The following is a 20,759-nucleotide window of genomic DNA, read 5'->3' on the forward strand; positions in this document are numbered from 1 at the left end:
TTTGTTCCATTGGTGCCATCTATGCCTGCACCTGCGCAGGGCTGTGCGCCGGCAGCGTGAAGGCGAAGACGGTCCCGCGCGGGCTGTGGGGGCTGTGCTGCAGGTGGCCGCCATGCTGCTCGACCACGGTACGGCACAGGCTCAGGCCCAGGCCCATGCCCTCGTTGCGCGTGGTGAAAAAGGGCGTGAACAGTTGCTCCGCCACATGCTGGGGAATGCCGGTGCCGCAGTCGATGACGGCGAACTCCACCCAGCTGCGGCGCGTGCTGGCGGCCGCACGGCGCACGCGCAGCTGCAGCTCGCGCTCCATGGTCTCGGGCGAGTCCATGGCCTGCATGCCGTTGCGCGCCAGGTTGAGCAGCACCTGCTCGATCATGGTCGGATCGCACAGCACGGGCGGGAGGCCGGGCTCGATGTCGGTGGTCACGCGCACGCCCAGGTTGCGTGCCTGCAGGCTGATCAGCGGCAGCACGGCGTCTATGAGTTCGGCGGCGCCTATGACTTCGCGGGACTGGTCGCGCCGCCGCACGAAATCGCGCACGCTCTTGATCACGCGGCCTGCGCGGTCGGCCTGGAAGCTGATGCGCTCCATGGCCATGCGCAGGTCCTGCAGTTGCTGGCGCAGCCGGGCTTCATGGTCCGAGATGGCGCTGCCCGCACCTGCACCTGTGCCCGTGCCATCGTCGCTCCCCAGCATGTTCAGCGATCCCGTGGCGTAGCTGGAGATGGCCACCAGCGGCTGGGTGAGTTCATGGCTCAGCAGCGAGGCCATCTCGCCCACCGTGGCCAGGCGGGCCGTGGCCTGCAGGCGCTCCTGCGAGGCGCGTGAGATCTCTTCCATGCGCTTTTGCTCGCTGATGTCGATGAAGGCACTCATCCAGCCGGTGTGCTGGCCCTGGGCATTGATCAGCGGCGCCTCGAAGATCAACACCGGAAAGCGCGTTCCGTCCTTGCGCATGAAGATGCTTTCATGGCCCTCGCGCGGCGGCGGGGCGTTGCCGGACAGGCGGCTGTCGCGCCGGCGCGCGTAGATCTCGGCGCGCTCGGGCGGCCAGTAGGGCGCAATGCTCAGTCCCAGCAGTTCCTCGGCCGTGAAGCCCACCATGCTGCAGAAGGCCGGGTTCACATAGCTGATGCGGCCCTGCAGATCGCGCGCGCGCAGGCCCGTGACCAGCGAGTCCTCCATGGCCTTGCGAAAGGCCAGCGCATCGCCCAGATCGCGCTCGGCGCGCAGGCGTCGGCGGTTGTCGCGCACCAGCACGGCGACCACGGACACCAGGGCGATGGACATCAGCGTCACCAGGGCCGTGAGCACGTTGGGGAATACGCTGGGCGCGCGGTGCCAGCTGTCCATGCGCAGCACCAGTGTGCTGCCCGGCAGGTCCAGGAGCTGCTGCGCCGTGAACATGCGCGTGCCGCGCCAGGAGGCGCCCAGCAGGGCCAGGCGCGTGCCGTCCGGCTCGGTGAAGGACACTTCCTGGGTGCGCGGCAGGTTCTTGCTGACCTGGGTGATCAGCAGGCTTTGCAGGCTGTAGGTGCCGATGACAAAGCCGATGATGTGGCCGCTTTGCGTCAATGGCAGGCAGACCTCCATCATCTCCGTGCCCAGGCCTTCGGCCAGCAGCTGGAAGTAGCTGGGCGAGTAGGCCGGGCCGTTGAGGCGGCGCGCGTGGGTGCAGGTCAGCACGGCCTCCGGATGGGTGTTTTGCGTGCGCAGCTGGTCTTCCCACTGCACGTTGCGGTAGGGCGTCTCGGCATGGGAGCGGATCTGCAGGCCCGCATCGCGCCATTCGATGCGCATCAGCTCGCGGCGCACCTGCAGCAGCTCGGCGGCGCGGGTCTTCCACTCGGCAGGGTCGTTGTCGGGCGCGTTCAGCGCCTGCAGGTCCTGCAGGTTGCGGTTGAGGGCGGCGCGTATGTCTGCCACGGCATTGGCGGTGTCGCGCTCCAGCTTGTCCTGGACCTGGGAGGCCTCATAGCGTCCGGCCAGCCAGACCATGGTGATGAGCATGCTGGCCACCAAAGCGACCAGCAGGCTCCACAGCGACCAGCGCCGCCAGGCAGTGCGCCAGCGGCGCCAGGGCCAGCGGCCTTCGGCAGGGGCGGGCGTGGACAGGTGCAGCGGATTCACAGGACGCGGTGCTCCAGGGCCGGCAACTGGCGGCGCACATGCGCCAGGCGCTCGCGCTTGATCTCGCCCAGCACCACGCCGGCACCCTCGGCCTGCTGCGCCAGCACCATGCCCCAGGGGTCGGCCAGCAGGCTGTGGCCCCAGGTGCGGCGGCCGTTCTCATGGTGGCCGCCCTGGGCGGGCGCCAGCAGGTAGGCCTGGTTTTCGATGGCGCGGGCGCGCAGCAGCACCTCCCAGTGGGCCAGGCCCGTGATGTGGGTGAAGGCGGCGGGCACCAGCAGCAGGTCGGCACCCTGCTCGGCCAGTCGGCGGTACAGCTCGGGAAAGCGCAGGTCGTAGCACACACTCAGGCCCAGGCGCCAGGACTCGCCCTCGCGCGAGGTGATGTCGCAGGTCACGGGCGTGTGGCCGGCCTGGACCACGGCGGCCTCTGTGTAGCGCTCGCGGCCGTTGTCGTAGTGGAACAGGTGGATCTTGTCGTAGCGCGCCACGCATTCGCCCTGGGGCGAGAACACCAGCGAGCTGTTGAGCACGTGGGCATCGTCATCGGCCACCAGGGGCAGGGTGCCGCCGACGATCCACAGCTGCAGCTCGCGCGCGGCGCGGCCCAGGAAGTCCTGGATGGGGCCTTGGCCGAAGCTCTCGCGGTAGGCCAGCTTGTCGGTATCGCGCAGGCCCATGGCACAGAAGTATTCGGGCAGGGCCGCGAGTTCGGCTCCCTGCTCGCGCGCCTGGCGCAGCAGGGCCATGGCCTGGTCGAGGTTGGCGCGCACATCGGGTTCCGACACCATTTGCAGGGCTGCGATTTTCATGGGTTCTCTCCTGAAGGGGCTGACTCGGTGGTGGTGGAGGGCGTGCGCGACGGTGTGTCAGAGGGCGTTGCGGCCCGGCGGCGCGGCAAGGCAGTGACCTGGGGATCATCCCAGCTGCCGTCGATGCGGAATTCCTTGGTGGCTGCCGCAATCAGCGGGCCCCGCAGCAGCACTTGCGCCAGAAAGCTGCCCAGGCCGATCACGGGGTTGATGGCCGTGGCCACCAGGGAGGCGGTCATCGCGTTGATCTCGGGCACCACCACCACGTGCAGATTCTGCGTCTCCTGGACCAGGTCTGCCGTGCCTTCCATCAGCACGGCGGCGTTGACGCCCTTCATCTGCATGTTGTTGGTGCGCGCCACGCCATCGGTGATCTGCACGTCGCCGCGCATGAAGTCGAAGGCAAAGCCGTTGCTGAAGACATCGCGGAAATCCAGCGTCAGCCGGCGTGGCAGCGCCTGCAGGCTGAGCACGCTCAGCAGCTTGGCCAGGCCCGGTTCGGCCTTGAGGAACTGGCCGGTCTGCACATCCAGGTGCATGGAGCCCGAGAGGCTGCGGAAATCGGGCGTGATGGGCGAGCCCGTCCATCCCGCCGAGCCCTGCAGGCTCCCCTTGCCATTGCCCACCACGCCGGGCATGTCAAAGCGCGTGAGCAGCTTGCCCACGTCGCGCAGGTCCAGCTGGAACTGCAGCTGGCTGCGCCCCGGATGCTCGGACTGCCCCTGGGGCAGGCGCCACTGGCCGTTGGCCGTCAGCGTGGCCTCGGGCGTGGAAATGTTGAAGCGCGACAGCTGCCATTCGCGTGCCGCCGCGTTGCCGGGCACTGGGCGGTTGCGGGCCTCGACCTCCAGGCGGCCCAGCGCATGGCCCGACAGGTGCATGTCGTCCACCACGATCTGCAGCGCCGGCAGCTGGCGCGGCCCTTCGTTGAACAGGGCGTCCACGCGTTCGGACTTGGCCTCCGGCACCGTCAGGCGGGACAGCCGGGCGACCAGTTGCCCTTCGGGCTGGGCGTCCGTGCCTTCGCGAAAGCCCACATAGCCATCCAGCTCCTGGGAGGTGAGGTTGCTGTGCCACGAGCCGCCATCGCGCGAAATGCCCGCCACCACATCGTGCAGCTGCCGCCCCTTGGCCTGCAGTTGCTTGACGCGCAGGCTCAGCCGATCGGGAAGGTATTCGCGCGCAGGGTCCGTGGCGGCGTCGGCGGGCTCTGGCCTGGTGCCGTTGGACTGCGGCGCCAGCGCCAGCCAGTCGTCGATATTGAAGAGCGGCAACTGCACATGGGCCTGCACGCCCTGGCCCGAAGTGGGGGCGGTGCCCGCTTCCTGGCCGATGAGGATGCTGCCGTGCAGCACGCGGCTGTGCTTGCCACTGATGTCGCGCTCATAGAAGACCGAGCCCGTGTCGCCCAGTTGCACGCTGATCTGGTCGCGCAGCGGGGCATCGGGCGCGGCGAAGCTGGCAGGCGCGAGCTGGTGGCTCACGACCAACGGCTGGATGGACTCGGCGGCCTTGCCCAGCGGAGCCGGCAGGTTGATGCGCATGCCCTGCAGGCTGGACTGGACCTGGATTTCGGGCGTGCCACGGCGCACCTTCAGCAGCAGGGAATAGGGCGACTGGCCCTCGGCATGGCGGGCCAGGTCGGCCACCCAGCCCAGTTCCCTGGCATCGCGCAGCCCCTGTGCCGTGGCCGTGCCCTGCACCCGCACCTTGACGGACGATTCGGTGGCTGGCGCATTGCGCGCCAGCGCCTGCATGCCGCCATCGGCACGCAGCTCACCGCCCAGGGCCCGCGCCTGCAAGCCGACCAGCGAGAAGCCGGTGTCGGAGAATTTGACGGCGCCACGCAGCTGGCTCAGGTGCGGTGTCTCGTCATCGAGCTGCAGCGAGTTGCCCGCCAGCGTGACCTGCCCGGACACCTTGCTGCGGTCCAGATGGTCGATGGGCAATTGCAGTTGCAGGGCCAGTTGCGCGGCGCCCGTGGCCTCGCTGCCGTCCAGCACGTGCCCGGTCAGCGCCGACAGGGCCGAGGTCTTCACCACCCCCAGCATGTCGGCCAGCGGGCCCTGGCCCTTGGCGGTGACGGCCACCTCGGTGTGGGCCAGGTTGGGAATGCTGGCCTGGATGTCGCGCATCTGCAGCTGCGGATAGCCGGCGAACTGGCCGCGCGCATTGCGCACGGCCATGGAGGAGCGGTCAAACACCAGCTCGCCGGACAGATCGACCAGGGCCGGCCAGGGCGCCTCGCCATGCGTGAGCAGATGGGGCGGCACATATTCATAGTGCACGTCATGCAGCTTGGCCGCGATGTGGAACTCGCCCTGGCTGGGCTTGTCGGCCGGTACGTGGTCCAGGTTGCCGCGCACCTTGAAGTTCACCGTGCTCGCGCGCCCGGCGTGTATGGCCTCGCGCACATAGTGGCGCGCGTCGGCGGGAATCTCCAGCGGCAGGTAGCGGTGCACGCGCGTGCCGTCTGCGTTGCGCAACTGGCCCTGCAGGTCCAGCACGCCGGGAAAGCGCGGCTGCCTGTCGCTGCCGTCGCCGGTATGCCATTGCGCGCGGGCCTCGCCTTCGGTGTCGTCGTTGGCAAAGCGCAGGCTGGGCACCTGCACGCTGATGGCCTGGCCGCGCAGTTGCCAGCGCAGGCTGGCCTGCAGGCGGTGCAGCGGGATCTCGGGCTCCTCGAACACGCCGGGGAACGACAGCGACGCCGGCCGCTGCTCTGTGCCCTCCATCTCCAGCTGGGCCTGGCCGCCGTCCTGGTCCAGCGAGAAGCGCGCGTTCAGGCCCTTGAGGCCGGGCATGCCCGGCGCCGCGGGGCCTTCGGACGATGCCACGCCGTTGATCGACAGTTGCTGCAGTTCGCCACTGGCCTTGTACTGCTGCAAGGACTCCAGCGGGCCGCGCCAGCTTCCCTGGAACTGGTGCAGACGGCCGGCCGGTGCCAGATCGGCCAGGTGCTGCTGCACCTGCTCTGGAAGCGGCAGGCGCTGGCCCAGCTGGGCGAGGATGGCTAGGTCAATGCCATCGGCCTGGAACTCGCCGTGCTCACCCAGCGCCCCCTGCGTGCTGGCGCCGGCGGGGTTGTAGCGCGCGCGCAGATTGCCAGCCGGCCAGTGCAGGCCGTCGCCCGTGGAAAATTCCAGGTTCTGCGCAGCGAAGCGCCAGCCGTCCTGGTGTTGCACGCTCAGCCTGCCCGTCAGGGCCTGCAGCTTCAGCGGCTGCAGGTCTTCGCGCCACTGCAGCTGCAGCGCGTTCACGGCCACGTCGGCCATGGCGCCCACGGGCTGGCCCTGGCGCAGGTCTATCCAGGCGCGCAGCGCGCCCCGGCCCTGCTGCAGGCGCAAGCCAGAGATGTCTATGTACTGGCCAAGCTGGGACAGGTCGATCTGCGTGAACATCGCATGGGCCTGGCCGCTCCAGCGGCGCCAGTTGCCCTCGTGCGTGGACAGCAGCGGCTCGCGGAACAGGCCGGTCAGCATGAAGCGCTCGCCCCAGCCCTCGGGCGGCGTGGCATCCAGGCGCAGTCCGTGGCCCCAGCCCTTGTTGCGCAGCACCAGGTCCACATCGCGCAAGGCCAGCGGCGGAGCCTGGCGCAGTTCGTCCAACCACAGCAGGCTGCCGCCGCGCAGCGCCAGTTCGGTCTGCGAAAACAGCCAATCGGCGGCGGCATTGTCCCCGCCGGCCGAAGGGCTGATCTCGATGCCGGCCACGAAGACTCGGCCATCGGCCGCGCGGCGCACCACGAGTTCAGGACGGTCTATGTAGATCTGTTCCACGCCCAGGCGCATCAGCGAGCGTGCCGAAACGGCGACCACCACGCTGGGCAGGCGCAGGGCGTCTGCCGAATGTTCGGGGTCTTGCACCACCACGTCGCCCAGCTCGAAGCGGGGGACCAATCCCTCGCTGCGGGCCGTGATGCTGCCTATGCGAACCGGTAGGCCCAGCGTGCGTGAGGCCAGGGATTCCAGCTGAGGACGCCATTCGCCGATTCGCGGCACAATCCAGCCATGGAGCACCCCCCACACGGAGGCGAGGACCAGCCAGAAGGCCAGGACCAGCCCCAGTGACCACCGCGCAAGGCCGGCCATCCAACGGGTCAGGCGTGTGGGGTGCGGTTTCGGTTCGATCATCGGCGGCATCAGCTATGACGGGAATTATGACCGGCGCCCTCAGGGCCTGGGCGGTAACCAAGGGTTGCTGCAATCCCTCTGCGCGTGAGTGGCCGCTTCTTTCGCGTTCCGTATGCAATCCTCAGTTCACGCAATGGCAGGTACGGCCTTGAATGTCCCCGCACAGGCCGCCTATTCCCGTTTTCACCAACGGCTGCACCGTCGCTATGGCGACGAGCTGAGCCTCTTGCCGCCGGGTCCGCCCGAGCGCGCGTCCATGGAGCAGGCCCTGGCGGCACTGCTGGAGCGTGGCCTGGACCTGTCGGCTGCGCTGCGTGTGCTGCGCCAGCTGGTCATGGAGCGCACCATGGTGCTCGACTGCGAGCAGCAGGCGCCGCTGGCCGTGGTCACGCGCGCCGTGACCGAGCTGGCCGAGCTGGCGCTGGAGCGCGCCTGCATCCAGGCGCGCGCCGAGCTCGACGCGCGCCATGGCGCGCCCCAAGGCCCCGACGGCCGGCCCGTGCAGCTGTGGATCATCGGCATGGGCAAGCTGGGCGCACGCGAGCTCAACGTCTCCAGCGACATCGACCTGATCTACGTCTACGAGCAGGACGGCGACACCGCCGGCCTGCCCGATGGGCGCGGGGTGATCTCCAACCACGAGTACTTCGCGCGCGTGGTCAAGGGCATCTACGGCCTGATCGGCGACACCACCGAGCACGGCTTTGTCTTCCGCGTGGACCTGGCGCTGCGTCCCAACGGGAACTCGGGGCCTTCGGCCGTCTCGCTGGCCTCGCTGGAGGAGTATCTGCAGACCCATGGACGCGAGTGGGAGCGCTTTGCCTGGCTCAAGAGCCGCGTCGTGGCGCCCATGGACTGCGTGCGCTCCCAGCAGGTGCAGGCGCTGCGTGCCGTGGTCCTGCCCTTTGTCTTTCGCCGCTACCTGGACTACGCGGTCTTTGATGCGCTGCGCTCGCTGCACCGCCAGATCCGCGAGCATGCGGCGCGGCGCAGCGCGGGCCATCCGGGCCGCTCCAATGACGTCAAGCTCTCGCGCGGCGGCATCCGCGAGATCGAATTCACCGTGCAGCTGCTGCAGGTGGTGCGTGGCGGCCAGTTCCCCGAACTGCGCTGCCGCCCCACGCTGGAGGCGCTGGGCCGCCTGGCGCGCGCCGGCCTCATGAGCCAGGAAGTGGCCGACGCCCTGGGCTCGGCCTACACCTTTTTGCGCCGTGTCGAGCACCGTATCCAGTACCTGGACGACCAGCAGACCCATGTGCTGCCCACCCGCGACGATGACCTGGAATGGATTGCGCGCACCATGGGCTTTGCCGATGCCTGCGCCTTTTTGCACCAGCTCGATGCCCATCGCGAAAAGGTGGCCGAGGAATTCGACACCCTGCTGGGCGGCTCGGCCCAGCCTCAGTGCGGCTCGGGCCGTTGCAATGGCGCGCGCAGCCCCGCCCAGGGCACGCCGCGCGAGATAGACGGCCTCATGGAGCAGTTGCCGCCAGCCCTGGCCGCCCATGTGGCCGACTGGCGCGGCAATGCCCGCATCGCCAACCTGCGCGACGAGGCGCGCGGCCGGCTGTTTCGACTCGTGCAGCGCACGGCGCAATGGGTGGCCGAGCGCAGCGTGCCCGAAGACGCCGCGCTGCGCTTTCTGAACTGGCTGGAGCCGCTGCTGCGCCGTGAAAGCTATCTGGCCCTGCTGCTGGAGCGCCCCGCCGTGCACGAGCGGCTGCTGGACCTGCTGGGCGCGGCACGCTGGCCCGCGCGCTACCTGCAGCAGCACCCGGGCGTGATCGACGAGCTGGCCAACGAAGCCATGCTGGGCGAGCGTTTCTCGCCCATGGACTTCGAGCATGAGCTGGCCCTGCGCCTGGCCGCGCTGCAGGCCACGGGCGAGGACGATGACGAAACCCTGCTGAACCTGCTGCGCCGCGCCCACCATGCCGAGGTCTTTCGCACGCTGGCGCGCGATATCGAAGGCCGCATCACGGTCGAGCAGGTGGCGGACGATCTCAGCGCACTGGCCGACTGCGTGCTGCGGGTGACGGCCAGCTGGTGCTGGAGCCGGCTCAAGAACCGCCACCGCGAGTCGCCGCAGTTCGCCATCATCGGCTACGGCAAGCTGGGCGGAAAGGAGCTGGGCTACGGCAGCGACCTGGACATCGTGTTCGTCTTCGATGACGAAGACGAACACGCCTCCGAGATCTATGCCGCCTTTGTGCGCAAGCTCATCAACTGGCTGGCCGTCAAGACGGGCGAGGGCGACCTGTTCGAGATCGACACCGCGCTGCGCCCCAACGGCAACTCGGGCCTGCTGGTGACCAGCTTCGCCTCCTATGCCAACTACCAGCAGCAGCGCGGCAGCAACACGGCGTGGACCTGGGAGCACCAGGCCATGACGCGGGCGCGCTTCGTGCTGGGCAGTGACGATCTGCAGGCCCGCTTCGATGCCGTGCGCGAGGCTGTGATCACCGCGCCTCGCGACGCCTCGGCGCTGCGCGACGAAATCGTCGCCATGCGCGAACGCGTGCGCGGCGCCCATCCGGTGCGCGGCGGCCTGTTCGATGTCAAGCACAGCCCGGGCGGCATGGTCGATGTGGAATTCGCGGTCCAGTACCTCGTGCTCTCGCAATCGGCCTCGCACCCGGAACTGATGGCCAACCTCGGCAATATCGCGTTGCTGCAGCGCGCCGAACAGGCAGGATTGATCCCGGCCGGCGTAGGCCAGCAGGCGGCCCGGGCCTACCGCGAGCTGCGCCGCCTGCAGCACGTGGCACGGCTGGATGAGCGCTCGGCACAGCTGGTCCCAGGGCAGGCCGAGCCGCTGAGTGCGCCCGTCAAGGCCTTGTGGGATGCGGTTTTCGCCAACGCCGTTGCGGCTTGACGATGTGAAGCAAAGAAGGCGGCTTGCGGCTGCGAACGCCTTCACTTCAGCATCCGTGGAAATTGGCCTACAGCAGGATCGCGGGCATCCTCAAAATGTTACATTTTTCCTGCCCACGACCCCTGGAACTTCTGCAAAAGTAGCTCATCTATTGAACAGCTTGTTGAGAGAGAGTATCCAGACCGAATTTCACGTTGCGAAGCCTCTGGGGCCACAGTCCTGAACTGTTCCGCCCGAAGCGCTTCTCCTCCCTCCCTCTCTTTATTCGTTTCGGGATGCTTCGCAACTTTTTTATGCCAGCAAAAAGGCCACCCATCGGGTGGCCTTTTTGCATTCCCGGGCTGGTGCGGCGTCAGGGCTGGGGAGGGCGCGTGGCTGCAAAACTGGCACGCTCGGCCAGCTTGGCCTGCAGTGCGGCCAGATTGGGGTGGTCGGCGCGCCAGTCCAGCTCGGGAAAGCGAAAGTCCAGCCAGCCCAGGGCACAGCCCACGCACACGTCGGCCAGGGTGAAGTGGATGCCGCAGCAATACGGCTTGTCGCCCAGGCCCTGGGACATCACGTTCAGTGCAGCCCGGACCTTGGCAAGCTGGCGGTCTATCCATGCCTGGCAGCGCTGTTCTTCGCTGCGGCCATCCCAGGTGGCTTCGAGGCGGGCCAGCGCCCCGGCATCCAGCAGGCCATCGGCCAGTGCTTCCCAGGTCTTGATCTCGGCGCGCTCGCGCCCCGTGCCGGGGATCAGCTTGCCTACCGGGGAAAGTGTGTCCAGATATTCGACGATCACGCGCGAGTCGAACATGGCATCGCTGCCGTCCATGACCAGGCGCGGCACCTTGCCCAGCGGGTTGCCGGTGCCGGGCGACAGCTCGCGGCTCCAGGGGTTTTCCTCGACGAACTGATAGTCGAGCCTTTTCTCTGCCAGTACGACGCGTACCTTGCGTACGTAGGCGCTGGTGGAGGAACCTATCAGTTTCATGGCAATTTTCCGTGGCGAAGAGGCGGCCCATGGGCGGGCAGCAGATTCTATGCGCTGCCCGGCGATCTCCCCCTCGGCCCCCGTTTTTGCCGCGCGCACCTACAATCACGGCCCATGAATCTGCCGCACATCTCCGCCCTGTCCCCGCTCGACGGCCGCTACGCCGCCAAACTGTCTCCTCTGCGCCCGATCATGAGCGAGATGGGATACATGCACCGCCGCGTGCAGGTGGAGGTCACCTGGTTCATCGCCCTGTCGGATGCCGGCTTTGCCGAGTTCAAGCCCCTGTCCGAAGGCGCGCGCGTCTATCTGCAGGACCTGGTGAAGAACTTCTCCGAGGCCGATGCCGTGGCCATCAAGGACATCGAAAAGACCACCAACCACGACGTCAAGGCCGTGGAGTACTGGATCAAGGGCAAGTTCGACGGCCGTCCCGAGCTGCTCAAGGCCGCCGAATTCGTGCACTTTGCATGCACCAGCGAAGACATCAACAACACCAGCCACGCGCTGCAACTGCGTGCCGGCCGCGACAGCGTGCTGCTGCCCGCAATCTCCGGCATCACGGCCAAGCTGCGCGAGATGGCCCATGCCTATGCTGCCGTGCCCATGCTCAGCCGCACGCACGGCCAGACCGCCAGCCCCACCACCGTGGGCAAGGAAATCGCCAACGTGCTGGTGCGCCTGGAAAAGGCAGCAGCGCGCATTGCCGAGGTCAAGCTCCTGGCCAAGATGAACGGCGCCGTCGGCAACTACAACGCCCACCTTTCCGCCTGGCCCGAGTTCGACTGGGAAGCCTTCAGCAAGAACGTGATCGAGTCGCCCGAGCCCCAGGGTCTGGGCCTGAGCTTCCAGCCCTACTCGATCCAGATCGAACCGCATGACTACATGGCCGAGCTGTTCGACGCCATCGCGCGCGCCAACACCATCCTCATCGACTTCTCGCGCGATGTCTGGGGCTATGTGTCCCTGGGCTACTTCAAGCAGCGCCTGAAGGCCGGCGAGATCGGCTCCTCGACCATGCCGCACAAGGTCAACCCCATCGACTTCGAGAATGCCGAAGGCAACCTGGGCCTGGCCAACGCCCTGCTCAAGCACCTGGCCGAAAAGCTGCCCATCTCGCGCTGGCAGCGTGACCTGACCGACTCCACCGTGCTGCGCAACATCGGCGTGGCCATGGGCTATGCCACGTTGGCCTACAGCTCGCTGATGACCGGCCTGAACAAGCTCGAACTCAACGAAGAGCGCCTGCAGGAAGACCTGGACAACGCCTGGGAAGTCCTGGCCGAGCCCATCCAGACCGTCATGCGCCGCTACGGCGTGCAGGGCGCCTACGAAAAGCTCAAGGAAGTCACGCGCGGCAAGACCGTGCAGGCCGAAGACCTGCACCGCCTGATCAACGGCCTGGAAATCCCCCAGGCCGACAAGGACCGCCTGCTGGCCATGACGCCTGCCTCCTATGTGGGCAAGGCGGCCGAGCTGGCGCGCCGCGTTTAATCCATCCTTTGCCGCGCCATGAAGGGCGCGCTTCAACCATTCAGGGCTGCCGATGCAAGCACAGGCTTGCTGCGGCAGCTCTTGTTTTTGATAGGTTCTGTCTCATGGCCCTCAAATCCACCATCTTCAAGGCGAACCTGTCCATCGCCGACATTGACCACGGCTACTACGCCGACCATGCGCTGACCCTGGCTCGCCATCCCAGCGAAACGGACGAACGCATGATGGTGCGCCTTGTGGCCCTGGCCCTCAATGCCCACCAGCTCAGCGACATGTGCAACGGCGACGGCACGCTGGCCTTTGGCGCGGGCCTGTCCGATCCCGAGGATCCCGATGTCTCGCTGACCGACTTCACGGGAGCCAAGCGCCTGTGGATCGAGGTCGGCCAGCCCGAGGAAAAGCCCATCGCCAAGGCATGCAACAAGTCCGATGCCGTAGTGCTCTACGCCTTCCACCATGCGGCGGAAGTCTGGTGGAAAGGCCTGGAAGGCAAGCTGGCACGACTGAACAAGCTGCAGGTTTGGCGTATTCCCTCCGAAACCTCCCAGTCGCTGGCGGAGCTGGCCGAGCGCAGCATGCAATTGCAGGCCACCATCCAGGAAGGCGCATTGACGCTCAGCAGCAATCTGGGCACGGTCTTCATCGAGCCGCTGCGCTGGAAGTAACCGGGCACTGGCCCAAGCAAGCCACTGTCTCAGGCAGGCAACTGCATCCGGACGGCCTGGGCGAAGGACTCCACCGTCCAGCCCGCGCCCAGCAGCATGCGGCGAGTGGACAGCCGGTCCATGACATCGTCGGGCACATTGCAGCCCAGATGGATCAGCGACTTGCTCTCCGTGATGCCCACATAGCGGCCGTCATAGCTGCGCGCCAGATGGTTCCACAGGCCGTGGGCACCCGGCGACTGGCGTGCGCCGCTGACGAGGCAGGTGCCCGTATCGAGCACGCTGCGGTAGACGGCGCTGGCGATGCCGCGCCGCTGGTAGTCCGGCGCAAAGCGCGAATGGGGCGAGCGCACGCGGCGGTCGGTGCGCTTGTCCACTTCGACCAGGCGATTGAACACCGTGTAGCCGGCCAGGCAGCGCCGCTCCATATCCTCCACGTAGGCAAACCATTCGCCGTCGGCCTCCCGCCAGTGCAGCTGGAACTGCGGATCGTGAAGCGGACGTCGCTCCAGGCCGTGCAGCTTGTTGCCGGGCTGGTACAGGCGCTCATGAATGGCTTCGAGCTCGCCCTCCACCAGCGGCTGCATCACGTCGATGCGCAGTTCGGTGACGTGGTGCGGCCGCAAGCGGGCCGAGGCGCGATGCGCCACGGCATCACGCAGATGGCGCCAGAGGGTGGAAAACGAGGGCCCGGCTGGGGCAAAGGCTAGACAGGTCACGGCAAAGCTCGCTTTGTCGGCAGGCCTTGTGGCCCGGCAGACGCGTGAAAACCCAACCGCCTTCAGTTTCAAGGTGAAGGCGGCGCAAGAAGAGCGGATTCAGTGAAGCGACGCTGCCCGGTTCCGCGCAGGGCAGCGCATCAAGACCGTGCGGCCTGTCTGGGGCCGATGTTCAGCCGCGCTGCATCGCGCTCGCGCAGGCGAGCGGCCGTGGCAGGCCAGGCCTTGCCGGCCGGCACGCGCGTGCTCCCCGCATCACTTGCCGTGAGGCGCATGCAGGGGCGGGGGCGGCGGTGGCTGGAAGCGGCGGTCTGCAGCATGGGGGCTGATGTTAGGCCGCCTGCAACATCGCACTGGTTCGGTGCGATATACGGCAATCAGCCGGGTTTGCGCGATATGTCCGCGCGCTCGGCCGCACGCTCTGCATAGCGGGTAAAGCGCCAGGAGTCGCCTTCTGTCGTGATCCTGCGCCATACGGCACGCTTCTGTGGTGGCTCCATGGCGGTCCACATCTGCACTTCGTCGAAGCTGCGGCCACAACCCTTGCATTTCTCGTCGCCCTGGCTGGTGGAGCAGATGGCGATGCAGGGCGTATCGGGGGTCGTGTCGTACCAGGCCAGCCAGGCTGCCATGGCGTGCGAGGGAAAGCCCTCAACCTGCACTTCGGTCTCATGCCAGAAGATCATCAGCGCGTACACCTCGGCCAGGGCCCGTACTTCGGGCTGCAGCAGCACACCATCCGGGGACGGGTGGCGCTCTCGCCAGTAGTTGATGGCGGCTTCGATATCGGTGATGTGCAGTGCGGTCATGGACGGGCAAGGGGGAGGGACAGCGATGATAAGGCGCATGCCAGTCCTCGGCCGGGCACTGCTGCAACACTCCATCAGCTTCAGGGTTGCTATGAATAGTGAAGCGTTGGGAGTAGATGTATAAAAGGAGTGCGGGATGTGTTGCTTGTGCTTTCCGTGGAATTGAAGGGTTTTTTCACTTGCGTGCCGCAGCGGCTTTGTGTTGCAATCCGCAGGTTCGAAGGGGAGTAGCTCTCTGCCGGCAGGGGTGGTTGCAAAGCCACCGCGCCGGCATCGGAATGGTCGTCAATACGAAGCGCAAGCTTCCGGCCTTCCGGGCTGCGGTGCATACCGCAGCCGAGCAAGACCTTTGATGGACCTGATGACGGTCGATCAAGGTGTTCTCCCCTGAGCCAGGCATGTCCTTGCCCGGGTAGGCGCTGTGTCGTCGCATCGGTCTTTCTGTGCTGGTGGGTGTTTCTCCAGGAGGGAGGAGTTCTCGCCGGCCGTACTCAACAGCGAGGACCTTATGGACTTGGACTTTCTGACTCACGCCCCGTTCTGGGTGGCCCTGGGCCAAATCATCATCATCGACATCCTGCTGGGCGGGGACAACGCGGTCGTGATCGCGCTGGCCTGCCGCAAGCTGCCGCCCGCGCAGCGCAAGAAGGGCATCATCTGGGGCACGGCTGGCGCCATCATCCTGCGCGTCATCCTGATCGCCTTCGCGATGACGCTGCTGGCGCTGCCCTTCCTGAAGTTTGTCGGCGCACTGCTGCTGGTGTGGATCGGTATCAAGCTGATTGCGCCTGATGAAGATGGCCATGACAACATCCAGGGCAGCGACAAGCTGCTGGCGGCCATCAAGACCATCATCGTCGCCGACCTGGTGATGAGCGTGGACAACGTGATCGCCATCGCCGGCGCCGCACAGAGCTCGGGCGAGCACCAGCTGCTGCTGGTCGTGCTGGGTCTGTTGATCTCCATCCCCATCATCGTCTGGGGCTCGCAGCTCGTGATCAAGCTGATGGAGCGCTTCCCCATCATCATCGTGGCCGGCGGCATGCTGCTGGGCTGGATTGCCGGCGGCATGCTGGTCACCGACCCCGTCTTCGCCAATACGGAGAAGTGGGACTGGATGGTCAAGCTGCCCCAGACCGACATGCTCAAGTACGGTGCCAGCGTGTTCGGAGCCCTGCTGGTGCTGGCACTGGGCAAGTACATCGCTTCGCGCCGTCCTGCTCCCAAGGCGGATGCCCACGGAGCTTGATTTCCTGAAAAGTTGAGGTTGGCGCCGGGTTGGCCTGTCTGGCCTCCCGCGCCGATTCGCGACAATCCAGTGCAAGGGCGGCTTTGACCGCCCGCCTGTCCCACCCCGCAAACCCAGTTCGACAAGGACTTGCTTTGAACCCCATCATCGTCTACGTGGATGACGCTTCCTACGCTCTGCCTCTGGTCCAGGCCCTGGCCGCCTCGCCGCAGGCCCAGTCCTCGCACTGGTTGCTGGTGGCCTGCGCACCGCGCATAACCCACCGTGTCAGCAAATGGGTGAGCCACAGCGCACGCGAAAGCTGGCGCGGCAAGTGGGCCGACAAGCTGTTTGCCCAGTTGCTGCCGGTGTTCGGTGACAGTGCAGGCCGAATCACGCCGGTGCTGGCCAAGGGGCCGCTGGCCGAACTGGTGGCCCAGCTCCAGCAGGAGCATGGCGCGGCCCAGATCGTCGATGCGCGCCGCCCCAAGCAGGAAGCCACGGCCCCAGCCGTGGCGCCTGCAGCCCCGCTGGGCCGGCGCTGGAATCTTCCGGGAACGCTGGCGGCCATCGGCGCGCTGATGGGCCTGGTGTTCGAGGAAGCGATGGTCTAAAGGCTGGCATCTGCCTGGCTGCTCTGGTCAGGCGATCACTGTCAGGACGGCATCCCGGAAAACGGGATGCCGTTTTTCATGGAGTTCTCCGGTCCACGGTTCCCAGTGCGCCGCCTCAACCCGGATCTGCCGGCTGCTGCTATGCTGCCCGCATGAAAATCCTGATCAAATGGCTGCTCAGCGCCGGTGCCCTGCTGGTCGTGGCCTATCTCTATGGTGGCGTGCAGGTCAACAGCTTCAGCTCGGCCATGATCGCGGCGCTGGTCATCGGCCTGCTCAACGCGGTGCTGCGGCCCATCCTCGTGGTGCTGACGCTGCCCGTGACCATCGTGACGGTCGGGCTGTTTCTCTTCGTGGTCAATGGACTGATGTTCTGGGCAGCCTCGGGCCTGCTCAGCGGCTTTCATGTCGCGGGCTTCTGGGCGGCCATGCTGGGCGCGCTCATCTACTCGCTGCTGGGCCTGGCCATCGAGTCACTTCTCGCGCGCCTGTTCCCTTAGCAGCTCCTCCACGGCACGCAGCCGCGTGTCCACGATGGAGGCTTCAATGAAATCCACCTTGGGCCCGCCCTTGCGGGCCAGTTCCTGCGCTGCCTTGAAGCGATCCACCGCGGCCGCATAGTCGTAGTGCGCGACCTGGGCCTCGGCCTCGGCGCGCAGCGCGCGCAGCTCCTGGCCCTGAGAGCGCTGAACCTGGGCCAGCAGTTGCCAGGCGCTGGCATCGCGCGGGTGGTCCGTCACCCAGGTCTGCAGCGGGCCCGCCATGCTGGCGGCGCCCTGCTCGCGCAGCAGGATCTGTGTGCGCATCAGCAATTCCGGCCTGCGCACGGCGCGGCTTTCGACCACATTGACGGTGGCCAGGCTGGGGCCGCTTTCCGTTGTCTTGGCGGGGACGGATTCCGTGGGACTGGCCTGGGCAGGTGCGGCTGCAGGCAGGTAGAGCGGTGGCAACGCCTGCAACGCGGCGCCGGGCTTGCCGGCTGTCAGCTCCAGTTCGGCCTGCAGCAGCTTGGCCTGCCGCAGGGCGCCGGGATCGGCGGCCGTGGCCGCTTGAAGGCGCCCGGACATTTCCCGCGCCTCGGCCCAATCGCGCAATTGCACGGCGCTCAGCGTGGCGGCATACAACTGTGCCACCTGCTGGGTCGGTGTTTGGCTCCCAAAGCTGGTGGAGCGCGGCAGCTCGGCCCACTGGCGCAGCACGTCCACGCCCGGGCGCGACAGCACGCGGGCCCGTGCGGCCATCATCACGTGTTCCAGGGAAGGGGCGGGCGCGGGCGCAACGCCGCGCGGCAGGCGTGAATGCATGTCGGCCATGCGCTCCGTGGTCAGCGGATGGCTGCGCAGATAGGGCCAGCTGCCGTTGTCATTGAGCCTATTGGCCTGCTGCAGCTTGTCGAACATGGTGACAAAGCCCTGCGGCGCAAAGCCCGCAGGCGCCATCAAGCCATAACCCATGCGGTCGGCCTCGCGCTCCATGTCGCGAGAGAAGTTCAGCTGGTTCTGCACGGCCAGCGCCTGGCCGCCCATCATCATCGCCATGGCGGCATCCGGGCTGCGGCTGGCGGCCAGGGCGCCCAGGATCATCGAGCCGATCATCAGCGGCGTCTGCTTGCCCTGCTGGGCAATGAGCCGCGCAATGTGGCGCTGGGTGACGTGGCTCAATTCATGCGCCAGCACCGAAGCCAGTTCGTCGCGCGTGCTGACCACGCCGATCAGTCCCAGGTGCACTCCCAGATAGCCGCCGGGCAGCGCAAAGGCGTTGACCGAGCGGTCCCGCCCCAGCAGGATCTCCCAGGCAAAGCGCTCTTCCAGCTCGTCCGACAGCTCGCCCCGCGTGCGCGCCGCATCGACCAGGTGCTGCCAGATGCCTTCCACATACTCCTGCAGTACCGCATCGTCAATGTAGTCCGGATCGCGGTACAGCGAGCGGATGATGCGGTCACCCAGGCGCCGCTCGTCACTGGTCGTCGTGGCTGCGCCATCGCCCAGAGTGGGCAGGCGCAACTGGGCCTGTGCGGGTGCATGCGTTGCGATGGTGAGAGAGGCCGCCAGCAACTGCAGGCCGACGGCGATACGTGTCTTCAGGCGTGATGGGCGCATGGGCAGGTAAGAACCAAGGGGCCGGGCCCGTGCATAGTCACGGGGCGGTGGAACACCCCACTATGATGCCTCGGTTCGCCGAACGTTCATGGCAGGACTGACCAGCGTGTCGGGACTGGCGTAGACCGGCCCGTGCATTTTCAGGAGTTTCCATGTCTTCCCTCACCCATTTCGATGCCCAGGGCCAGGCCCACATGGTCGATGTCGGCGCCAAGCCCGCAACCCACCGCATCGCGGTCGCCGAGGGCCGCATCACCATGCAGCCCGAAACCCTGACCATCATCCAGAGCGGCACGGCCAAGAAGGGCGACGTGCTGGGCATCGCGCGCATCGCTGGCATCATGGCTGCCAAGAAGACCAGTGACCTGATTCCTCTGTGCCATCCACTGGCGTTGACGCGGGTGGCTGTGGAGTTTGAGTTGCTGCCCGAAACGTCGTCCGTCCGCTGTCTTGCCACCGTGGAGACCGTTGGTCCGACCGGGGTGGAGATGGAGGCGCTCACGGCCGTGCAGGTAGCCCTGCTCACGGTCTATGACATGTGCAAGGCGGTGGACAAGGGCATGGTGATGGGAGGGATCAGGGTGCTGGAGAAGAGGGGGGGGAAGTCGTGGAGTTTTGTGGCGTGAACGGCACACGATGCAACATTGGTTAAAATCCGTCGACGTGTGCGAATGCAACCGGCTGTGCGGACTCCTTGTTGATCAGGACAATCCAATCCGTAGCGCGATAGCTAATAACTGGAAGCCATGCCAGATTCCCGATGGGCTGCCCGCTTTCCATGACAGCTTTATTTATTTTTCCCGCATCTTCTGGATTTTTCTTCAGTAGTAGGTCCATGGGATATGCTTTGGATATGACCTTTGGAATGATGGATTCGTAACTTGTCCACCAATCTGGTCGGAATGCGGGATCTATGCCTTGTAGTGAAAGATCAAGGCTTTGCATCATTTCATCATTGCTGACGGGCTCTCTGGTTCCGATGAGCTGGATGCCTCGCCAGGGAAGGATATATAGATGATTTTTTTTCGTCTTGAGATCTTCTTTTTGTATATCTGCATAAGTGACTAGATGTAGGCGATCCACCTCAAATGCCAGATAGACGGGGCGTGCCTGCCACAGGGTATGCAGGCCGTAAGCCAAGGCGGCCAACTGTATCAGTGCAATCAGTCCCAGATCTTGCACCAATTCGCGTCGTGGCTTGATTGGCGTGTAGAGAACGGCAGTCAGCAGAGGGCCGCACGCCACATCCACGCAAACTACAAGCCAGAAAAGGGAGCTTCCACCCGCCAGTTCCCTGTAGGGATAAGGGAACCACAGATAAAAAACAAGAAATCCCGCGATGGCGGCAATACTCAGGCTGATCAAAAAATGCAGCAGGGCCGCTTGCAGCGCAAATTTGATTCTAGGCCGGACTTGCATGAATGGTGCTTGGGGTGAGGCTATTGGGTAATAATATAGTAGAGATCATTTTATCATCAATAAAAAAGGGGGAGTGCCAAGCACTCCCCCTCTTAGAAGATGAATGGATTCTCTGGAATTAACGGCACTCTGCGGGCGCAAGCTTCATGGGGAGCGTGGCAGTATTGATAAGAGCAACGGCAAAGGGGGATGTGGCGCCAGCGGCACGGCACTTCCACTTGATGCTGTCGTTCGGAGGAGTGAAGGCGCCGGTGCCGACAGGCAGAGCCACTTCGGTCCCGACAGGACCGACATAAGGAATCAGAACCAGCAAGTTGGAGCCAGCGGCTTCCACTCGTGTGCTGTAGGGGATGGTGATCTCTCCATTGGCGGGTTCAATACGAAGTGCGGTGCCGACAGCGGTTGTAGAATTCAGATAACCAGCGGGAGCTACTGCAGCCAAGCCCAGCACGTTGTCCGATGTCGTGGGGGGAACATATCCAGAACCATAGCCTTCTGTATCTGCAGCCACAGCACCCTTTGCGGCAATATCTGCAACATTTTGCTTCGCAGCGCCTGCTTGCACCAGACCTTCCGAAACGCGTGCGCGCTTGGTGTAATCCTGATAAGCCGGCAGCGCCACGGCTGCCAAAATGCCGATGATCGCCACAACGATCATCAATTCGATCAAGGTAAAACCTTGCTGGATGGAACGCTTCATGAACTTCTCCTCATAGGGGTTGATTGCATGCTCTACTGAGCAAGAGCCGTGCCAGTCGCTCCAGGGGGCCAAGGTCCAGGTCTATGTA

17 protein-coding genes are annotated in these 20,759 nt (G+C 65.8%); 7 read left to right on the top strand and 10 right to left on the bottom strand.

The window, feature by feature from the left end; translation table 11 throughout:
- Positions 1-19: 19 nt before the first annotated feature.
- From GRX31_RS18420 to GRX31_RS18430, 3 genes are read right to left on the bottom strand one after another with little or no spacing between them, the layout of a single operon-like run.
- A complete protein-coding gene (locus GRX31_RS18420) occupies positions 20-2,131 on the bottom strand; it encodes a two-component system sensor histidine kinase NtrB (protein ID WP_016454247.1) in 2,112 nt (703 codons plus the stop codon).
- Entirely contained in the window at positions 2,128-2,943 is an 816-nt protein-coding gene (locus tag GRX31_RS18425; protein ID WP_016454246.1) for a carbon-nitrogen hydrolase family protein, read from the bottom strand. Before GRX31_RS18425 ends, GRX31_RS18420 begins: the two co-directional genes overlap by 4 nt.
- Positions 2,940-7,076: a YhdP family protein gene (locus GRX31_RS18430; protein WP_160854143.1), complete on the bottom strand. Its 4,137-nt coding sequence runs from the start codon at positions 7,074-7,076 to the stop codon at positions 2,940-2,942. The genes GRX31_RS18425 and GRX31_RS18430 overlap by 4 nt, the downstream gene beginning before the upstream one ends.
- A 133-nt stretch (positions 7,077-7,209) precedes the next feature.
- Between GRX31_RS18430 and glnE the strand changes: the two genes are divergently transcribed.
- On the top strand, positions 7,210-9,951 hold the full coding sequence (gene glnE / locus GRX31_RS18435) for a bifunctional [glutamate--ammonia ligase]-adenylyl-L-tyrosine phosphorylase/[glutamate--ammonia-ligase] adenylyltransferase (protein WP_070080730.1): 2,742 nt from the start codon (positions 7,210-7,212) through the stop codon (positions 9,949-9,951).
- 352 nt (positions 9,952-10,303) lie between these two features.
- Here the strand turns inward: glnE and GRX31_RS18440 are convergent, their stop codons facing one another.
- Positions 10,304-10,924, bottom strand: a complete 621-nt coding sequence (locus tag GRX31_RS18440) for a glutathione S-transferase family protein (RefSeq protein WP_016449378.1) — start codon at positions 10,922-10,924, stop codon at positions 10,304-10,306.
- Positions 10,925-11,038: 114 nt separating this feature from the next.
- Between GRX31_RS18440 and purB the strand changes: the two genes are divergently transcribed.
- Positions 11,039-12,418: an adenylosuccinate lyase gene (gene purB, locus GRX31_RS18445; protein ID WP_017404067.1), complete on the top strand. Its 1,380-nt coding sequence runs from the start codon at positions 11,039-11,041 to the stop codon at positions 12,416-12,418.
- A gap of 104 nt (positions 12,419-12,522) precedes the next feature.
- Complete coding sequence (locus GRX31_RS18450) at positions 12,523-13,083, top strand: YaeQ family protein (protein ID WP_017404069.1); 561 nt, start codon at positions 12,523-12,525, stop codon at positions 13,081-13,083.
- Between the two features lie 29 nt (positions 13,084-13,112).
- On the opposite strand, the gene GRX31_RS18455 is transcribed toward GRX31_RS18450, so the two are convergent.
- From GRX31_RS18455 to GRX31_RS18465, 3 genes are all read right to left on the bottom strand, one after another.
- Positions 13,113-13,802: a hypothetical protein gene (locus GRX31_RS18455; protein ID WP_016449382.1), complete on the bottom strand. Its 690-nt coding sequence runs from the start codon at positions 13,800-13,802 to the stop codon at positions 13,113-13,115.
- Positions 13,803-13,942: 140 nt separating this feature from the next.
- The gene (locus tag GRX31_RS18460; protein ID WP_016449383.1) at positions 13,943-14,122 is read right to left on the bottom strand and encodes a hypothetical protein; all 180 of its coding nucleotides are present in this window, start codon (positions 14,120-14,122) and stop codon (positions 13,943-13,945) included.
- A gap of 57 nt (positions 14,123-14,179) precedes the next feature.
- Positions 14,180-14,611, bottom strand: coding sequence for a DUF3717 domain-containing protein (locus GRX31_RS18465; RefSeq protein ID WP_017404072.1), 432 nt, complete (start codon positions 14,609-14,611; stop codon positions 14,180-14,182).
- A 508-nt stretch (positions 14,612-15,119) separates the two neighbouring features.
- On the opposite strand from GRX31_RS18465, the gene GRX31_RS18470 reads away from it, so the two are divergent.
- The 3 genes from GRX31_RS18470 to GRX31_RS18480 all read left to right on the top strand — a co-directional run bounded on the left by GRX31_RS18470 (position 15,120) and on the right by GRX31_RS18480 (position 16,953).
- Complete coding sequence (locus tag GRX31_RS18470; protein WP_016449385.1) at positions 15,120-15,860, top strand: TerC family protein; 741 nt, start codon at positions 15,120-15,122, stop codon at positions 15,858-15,860.
- Between the two features lie 134 nt (positions 15,861-15,994).
- Entirely contained in the window at positions 15,995-16,453 is a 459-nt protein-coding gene (locus GRX31_RS18475) for a hypothetical protein (RefSeq protein WP_016449386.1), read from the top strand.
- Positions 16,454-16,605: 152 nt separating this feature from the next.
- A complete protein-coding gene (locus GRX31_RS18480) occupies positions 16,606-16,953 on the top strand; it encodes a phage holin family protein (RefSeq protein WP_012202791.1) in 348 nt (115 codons plus the stop codon).
- Here the strand turns inward: GRX31_RS18480 and GRX31_RS18485 are convergent.
- Positions 16,927-18,552, bottom strand: a complete 1,626-nt coding sequence (locus tag GRX31_RS18485; protein ID WP_061288745.1) for a M48 family metalloprotease — start codon at positions 18,550-18,552, stop codon at positions 16,927-16,929. The two genes, GRX31_RS18480 and GRX31_RS18485, sit on opposite strands and share 27 nt — an antisense overlap.
- Before the next feature lie 152 nt (positions 18,553-18,704).
- On the opposite strand from GRX31_RS18485, the gene moaC reads away from it, so the two are divergent.
- The gene (gene moaC, locus GRX31_RS18490) at positions 18,705-19,178 is read left to right on the top strand and encodes a cyclic pyranopterin monophosphate synthase MoaC (RefSeq protein ID WP_160854145.1); all 474 of its coding nucleotides are present in this window, start codon (positions 18,705-18,707) and stop codon (positions 19,176-19,178) included.
- A gap of 22 nt (positions 19,179-19,200) precedes the next feature.
- Here moaC and tfpZ read toward each other — a convergent pair whose 3' ends face one another.
- On the bottom strand, positions 19,201-19,971 hold the full coding sequence (gene tfpZ / locus GRX31_RS18495; protein ID WP_160854147.1) for a TfpX/TfpZ family type IV pilin accessory protein: 771 nt from the start codon (positions 19,969-19,971) through the stop codon (positions 19,201-19,203).
- A 118-nt stretch (positions 19,972-20,089) separates the two neighbouring features.
- Positions 20,090-20,671: a pilin gene (locus GRX31_RS18500; RefSeq protein ID WP_160854149.1), complete on the bottom strand. Its 582-nt coding sequence runs from the start codon at positions 20,669-20,671 to the stop codon at positions 20,090-20,092.
- Positions 20,672-20,759 lie beyond the last annotated feature (88 nt).

The organism is Delftia sp. CH05 (assembly GCF_009827015.1).
Taxonomy (GTDB): Bacteria; Pseudomonadota; Gammaproteobacteria; order Burkholderiales; family Burkholderiaceae_C; genus Comamonas; species Comamonas tsuruhatensis.